General features: G+C 68.2%; 5 protein-coding genes. All 5 read left to right on the forward strand.

Annotation, left to right across the window (positions count from 1 at the left end; genetic code table 11):
* The first annotated feature begins 681 nt into the window (after positions 1-681).
* The gene (locus tag ABZ948_RS40515; protein WP_359768141.1) at positions 682-1,911 is read left to right on the forward strand and encodes a branched-chain amino acid ABC transporter substrate-binding protein; all 1,230 of its coding nucleotides are present in this window, start codon (positions 682-684) and stop codon (positions 1,909-1,911) included.
* 141 nt (positions 1,912-2,052) lie between these two features.
* Positions 2,053-2,982, forward strand: a complete 930-nt coding sequence (locus ABZ948_RS40520) for a branched-chain amino acid ABC transporter permease (RefSeq protein ID WP_359768138.1) — start codon at positions 2,053-2,055, stop codon at positions 2,980-2,982.
* A gap of 4 nt (positions 2,983-2,986) precedes the next feature.
* On the forward strand, positions 2,987-4,798 hold the full coding sequence (locus ABZ948_RS40525) for a branched-chain amino acid ABC transporter permease (RefSeq protein ID WP_359768139.1): 1,812 nt from the start codon (positions 2,987-2,989) through the stop codon (positions 4,796-4,798).
* A 5-nt stretch (positions 4,799-4,803) separates the two neighbouring features.
* Positions 4,804-5,667, forward strand: a complete 864-nt coding sequence (locus ABZ948_RS40530) for an ABC transporter ATP-binding protein (RefSeq protein ID WP_359768140.1) — start codon at positions 4,804-4,806, stop codon at positions 5,665-5,667.
* On the forward strand, positions 5,664-6,380 hold the full coding sequence (locus tag ABZ948_RS40535) for an ABC transporter ATP-binding protein (RefSeq protein ID WP_031115649.1): 717 nt from the start codon (positions 5,664-5,666) through the stop codon (positions 6,378-6,380). Before ABZ948_RS40530 ends, ABZ948_RS40535 begins: the two co-directional genes overlap by 4 nt.
* The last annotated feature ends 44 nt before the right edge of the window (positions 6,381-6,424 follow it).

Consider the following 6,424-nt stretch of genomic DNA (forward strand, 5'->3'; position numbering starts at 1 on the left):
CGTGGCCCGACTCCGTCAGCCGCCGCAGCAGCTCACAGGCCTTGTACGCGGCGATGCCGCCGCTGACCCCCAGAACGACCTTCGGCTTGTCCACGCCGACCGCCCCGCCGCATCCGGCACACCCCCCGGAGCGGCGGGGCGCCGTCCTGTGGAAATCCGGCAACACGGCCGCGCACGAGCGGAGTTGCCCCCTCATCGACCACGCCGGTCCCGAAGAACTCACCCGTGCGGAGAAATCCGGGATTCCGACACCCCGGAACACCCCCGAACGCGACCCCTCCCTTTCTCTCCGTAACGCTCCGTAACACGCGCGCAATACGACGCCACACTTCCGTCCCCGGCCGCGCCGACCCCCGGAACCTTTCCGAGCCCGTCCGCACCGCCCGCGCCACGGCAATCGCACGATCTCAGCCACTGCCAACCGGAAGTGCGCGTTCTCAGAATGCGGACTGCGGCGAAAATCCACCAAACCCGCCGAGAGGGGCCGCCGCCGAGATCAGGCATCCACCCCGTCATAACAAGAAAGTCACAAGCCAGCCCGCGCCGCTGACCCTGCCCTTACCCCGGGCTTAGAGTCACGGCCAGTCACCGCTCCATCGGGAGTTCGGTACCAGCGCGGCACTCACCCCCCGACCAGGGCGGGGCCTGCCTGTGAAAGGACTGATTGTGCGACAGCGTTCCTTGGTGATTCTTACCTCCGTTCTCACGACCGGAGCTCTGACTCTCACCGCCTGCGGCTCCCGAGACGACAGCGGTGACAAGAGCGGAGACAGCGGGAGCGGCACGACGCTGACCATCGGCGTCGACGCCCCCCTCTCCGGTGAGAACTCCACCACCGGCCTCGGCATCCAGTACGGCGCCCAGATAGCCGTCGACGACGCCAACAAGAACAACTGGGTCCCGGGCGTGAAATTCAAGCTCAAGGCCCTCGACGACAAGGCGCAGCCCGCCACCGGCCAGTCCAACGCGACCAGCCTCGTCGGCGACAAGACCGTCGTCGGAGCCGTCGGCCCGCTGAACTCCGGCGTCGCCCAGACGATGCAGCAGGTCTTCGCCTCGGCCAACATGGTCCAGATCTCCCCGGCGAACACCGCCCCCGAGCTGACCCAGGGCAAGAACTGGCAGACGGACAAGAAGCGTCCGTTCAAGACGTACTTCCGTACCGCCACCACCGACGAACTGCAGGGCAGCTTCGCGGCCGGCTACGCCTACAACGGCCTCAAGAAGAAGAAGGCCTTCGTCGTCGACGACAAGCAGACCTACGGCGCCGGCCTCGCGAAGATCTTCAACGAGCAGTTCAAGAAGCTCGGCGGCCAGGTCGTCGCGACCGACCACGTCAACACCGGCGACAAGGACTTCGGCTCCCTCGTCACCAAGATCAAGAACTCCGGTGCCGACCTGCTCTACTACGGCGGCCAGTACGACGAGTCCGCGCTGATCACCAAGCAGCTCAAGGACGCCGGCGTCAAGATCCCGCTGTTCGGCGGCGACGGCATGTTCGCCTCCACCTACATCGAGGCCGCCGGCAAGTCCTCCGAGGGCGACCTCGTGACCGCCATCGGTGTCCCCGCCGACACCCTGCCCGCCGCCAAGCAGTTCATCCAGACCTACAAGGACAAGGGCTACAAGGGCGACTACGGCGCCTACGGCGCCTACGCCTACGACGCCGCCACCGCCATCATCAAGGCCGTCAAGGCCGCGGCCGACGCCAACGGCGGCAAGGTGCCCTCCGACATCAACGACCTGCGCTCCAAGGTCGTCGACGGAGTCCAGAAGTCCGACTTCGAAGGCCTCACCGGCAAGGTGTCCTTCGACGAGTACGGCGACACCACCAACAAGCAGCTGACGGTGTACCAGGTCGAGAAGGGTGCCTGGAAGGCCGTCGAGACCGGCACCGCCGACCTGCAGTAGCACCGGCCCCCCCAGCAAGCCTCACCCCGGGCCGCGCGGAAGGAGGACCCCGACCGCGCGGCCCGTTTTCACACCCCCACACAGCACGCGACCACGCACGCATCCAGTGCACACGACCACCAGCGACATGGAGGCCATGCGGTGAACACCCTGCCGCAGCAGCTGGCCAACGGGCTGCTTCTCGGCTCGATGTACGGGCTGATCGCCATCGGCTACACGATGGTGTACGGCATCGTCCAGCTCATCAACTTCGCGCACGGCGAGATCTTCATGACCGGGGCGTTCGGCGCCCTCACGGTCTACTTCTACATCCTCCCCGACGGCACCTCGATGGCCCTCGCCGTACCGCTGATGCTCCTCGGCGGCGCCCTCGTGGCCATCCTCATCGCCGTCGGAGCGGAACGGTTCGCCTACCGCCCCCTGCGCGGAGCACCACGACTGGCACCCCTCATCACGGCCATCGGCCTGTCCCTGGCCCTCCAGGAGGTCGTCCGCAACTTCTACCCCGGCGCCGACCGCGCCCGCCACTTCCCCGGCCTCGACGCCACCCACGACATCGGCTCCATCACCATCAAGGACGCCGACATCTTCCTCATCGTCGCCGCCGTCGTCTGCATGGCCGCCCTCGCCTTCTTCGTGCGCCGCAGCCGCACCGGCCGCGCCATGCAGGCCACCGCGCAGGACCCGGACACCGCGCAGCTGATGGGCATCGACACCAACCGCATCATCGTCATCGCCTTCGCCATCGGCGGCTTCTTCGCCGCCGTCGCCGCCGTCGCCTACGGACTCAAGTACGGCAACGTCGACTACCGCATGGGCTTCCTGATGGGCCTCAAGGCCTTCACCGCGGCCGTCCTCGGCGGCATCGGCAACATCTACGGCGCCATGCTCGGCGGCGTCGTCCTGGGCATCGCCGAGACCCTCGCCTCCGCCTACATCGACGAGATCCCCGGCATGCAGCAGCTCGGCGGCCAGAGCTGGGCCAACGTGTGGGCCTTCTGCCTCCTCATCCTCGTGCTCCTCTTCAGGCCGCAGGGCCTGCTCGGCGAGCGCGTCGCGGACAGGGCGTGATCACATGACCGAGACGACCAAGACCCCCGCCCCGGACGCCACCCCCGCGCCGCCCGCCCTGCGCGGCCTCATACCGCTGCCCGCGGCGGCCGCCCGCGCCCTGCTCCTCGCCGGCGGCATCGCCACCGCGGCCTCCGCGTTCCTCGCCTGGACCTGGACCGACGAGTTCCCCGGCGACCTCACCATCAACGGCTACCCCGGCGGCCTGCAGTGGCTCACCTTCACCGCCGGCATCCTCACCGCCCTGTTCGCCCTCGCCTCCTACGGCATCCGCGGCCTCGGCTGGCTCCTGCCCGCCCGCAACAACGCACCCCTCGTCCTCACCGCACTCGGCGGCTTCACCGTCACCTGGTTCACCGTCATCGCCATCAGCGTCGAACTCGGCGGCGTCGTCAACCTCGAACCCGGCGGCTGGATCGCGGCCCTCGCCTCCCTCCTGCCCCTCATCGGCGCCTTCGCCCTCCCCCAGGAGCGCACCGGCACCGACGGCACCAAGGAAGCCCTCAAGGCCTACATCGCCAAGCCCGACCGCATCCCCGCCCCCCAGGCCACCGCGCCCTGGGTCCAGCGGGCCGTCATCACCGTCGTCACCATCATCGGCCTCGGCGTCTTCACCTACGGCATCGACACCGAGTACGGCGAACTCTTCGTCGGCTACCTCTTCGTCGTCACCTTCGCCATGTGGGCGCTGCACACCGCCGGCCTCCTCGACCGCTTCTCCGCGCAGGTCGCCGCCAACCGCAGCTTCACCCTCGCCATGGGCTTCGCCGCGGCCATCGCCTTCCCCTTCACCCAGACCGACGACCACTACGCCAACATCGGCGTCAACATCCTGATCTTCGGGACCGTCGCCCTCGGCCTCAACATCGTCGTCGGCCTCGCCGGACTCCTCGACCTCGGATACGTCGCATTCCTCGGCGTCGGCGCCTACACCGCCGCCCTCGTCTCCGGCTCCGAGTTCTCCACCATCTCCGGCGTCCACTTCCCCTTCTGGGCCTCCGCCCTCACCGGCGCAGCCGCCTCCCTCGTCTTCGGCGTCCTCATCGGCGCCCCGACCCTGCGACTGCGCGGCGACTACCTCGCCATCGTCACCCTCGGCTTCGGAGAGATCTTCCGCATCGCCGTCAACAACATGGACGGCGACTCCGGACCCGACGTCACCAACGGCCCCAACGGCATCTCCAACATCCCCGACCTGAACCTGTTCGGCTTCAACTTCGGCCAGGCACACGACATCGGCGGATTCACCCTCGGCCGCTTCGCCAACTACTACCTGCTGATGGTCCTCATCATGGCCATCGTCGTCCTGGTCTACACGCGCGCCGCGGACTCCCGCATCGGCCGCTCCTGGATCGCCATCCGCGAGGACGAGACCGCCGCCACCGCCATGGGCATCAACGGCTTCCGCGTCAAGCTCATCGCCTTCGCCCTCGGCGCCGCCCTCGCCGGCCTCGCCGGCACCGTCAGCGCCCACGTCACCTACAGCGTGGTCCCCACGCCGTACCAGTTCGCCGGATCCACCCCGCCCAACTCCGCGTTCCTCCTGGCCGCGGTCGTCCTCGGCGGCATGGGCACGGTCGCCGGACCGCTCCTCGGCGCGGCCCTGCTCTACCTGCTCCCCGAGAAGCTCGTCTTCCTCCAGGACAAGTCGCTCCTCGCCTTCGGCATCGCGCTCATCCTCCTGATGCGCTTCCGCCCCGAAGGCATCATCGCCAACCGCCGGCGCCAGCTCGAATTCCACGAGACCGGCCAACTCGACGTACCCAAACAGACCACGCTGACCGACGAACCGGCCGTCACCAAGGCGGGGGCGTAACCATCATGACGACACCTGTACTCGAAGCCCGCGACGTCACGATGCGCTTCGGCGGCCTCACCGCCGTACGCTCCGTCGACTTCACGGTCAACGCCGGCGAGATCGTCGGCCTCATCGGCCCCAACGGCGCCGGCAAGACCACCTTCTTCAACTGCCTGACCGGCCTGTACGTCCCCACCGAGGGCACCGTCTCCTACAAGGGCACCGTGCTCCCGCCCAAGCCCCACCTGGTCACCCAGGCCGGCATCGCCCGCACCTTCCAGAACATCCGCCTGTTCGCCAACATGACGGTCCTGGAAAACGTCCTCGTCGGCCGCCACACCCGCACCAAGGAAGGCCTCTGGTCGGCCCTCCTGCGCGGCCCCGGCTTCAAGAAGGCGGAAAAGGCCAGCGAAGAACGGGCCATGGAACTCCTCGAGTTCATCGGCCTCGCCCACAAGCGCGACCACCTGGCCCGGAACCTCCCCTACGGCGAACAGCGCAAGCTGGAGATCGCACGCGCCATGGCCTCCGAGCCCGGCCTGCTCCTCCTCGACGAGCCCACCGCCGGCATGAACCCCCAGGAGACCCGCGCCACCGAGGAACTCGTCTTCGCCATCCGCGACAAGGGCATAGCCGTCCTCCTCATCGAGCACGACATGCGCTTCGTCTTCAACCTCTCCGACCGCGTCGCCGTCCTCGTCCAGGGCGAGAAGCTCGTCGAAGGCACCTCCGAGGTCGTCCAGGCCGACGAACGCGTCATCGCCGCGTACCTCGGCGAACCCTTCGAAGGCGACCCCGGCGAGGCCGAAGCCGCCGAGGTCGAGGCCGCCGAAGCCGCCGCCGACGCGACCAGCACCACCAGCAGCACCAAGGGAGAAGCCAAGTGACCGCACTCCTCGAGGTCGAGGACCTCCGGGTCTCCTACGGCAAGATCGAAGCCGTCAAGGGCATCTCCTTCAGCGTCGAGGCCGGCCAGGTCGTCACCCTCATCGGCACCAACGGCGCCGGCAAGACGACCACCCTGCGCACCCTCTCGGGCCTGCTCAAGCCGACGTCCGGAAAGATCCTCTTCGACGGCAAGCCCCTCAACGGGGTCCCCGCCCACAAGATCGTCGCCCTCGGACTCGCCCACTCCCCCGAAGGCCGGCACATCTTCCCCCGCCTCACCATCTTCGAGAACCTCCAGCTCGGCGCCTTCCTGCGCAAGGACAAGGACGGCATCGAAAAGGACATCCAGAAGGCATACGACCTCTTCCCCATCCTCGGAGAACGCCGCAACCAGGCCGCGGGCACCCTCTCCGGCGGCGAGCAGCAGATGCTCGCCATGGGCCGCGCCCTGATGTCCCAGCCCAAGCTGCTCATGCTCGACGAGCCCTCCATGGGCCTCTCCCCGATCATGATGCAGAAGATCATGGCGACGATCGCCGAGCTGAAGTCCCAGGGCACGACGATCCTCCTCGTCGAACAGAACGCCCAGGCGGCGCTGTCCCTGGCGGACCAGGGCCACGTCATGGAGGTCGGCAACGTCGTCCTGTCCGGGACGGGGCAGGACCTGCTGCACGACGAGTCGGTACGCAAGGCGTACCTGGGCGAGGACTGAGGTCCCCACCGCATGTGAAAGGGCCGGCTTGCCTTCCGTACGGA

The organism is Streptomyces olindensis, assembly GCF_040645895.1.
GTDB classification, from domain to species: Bacteria; Actinomycetota; Actinomycetes; order Streptomycetales; family Streptomycetaceae; genus Streptomyces; species Streptomyces olindensis.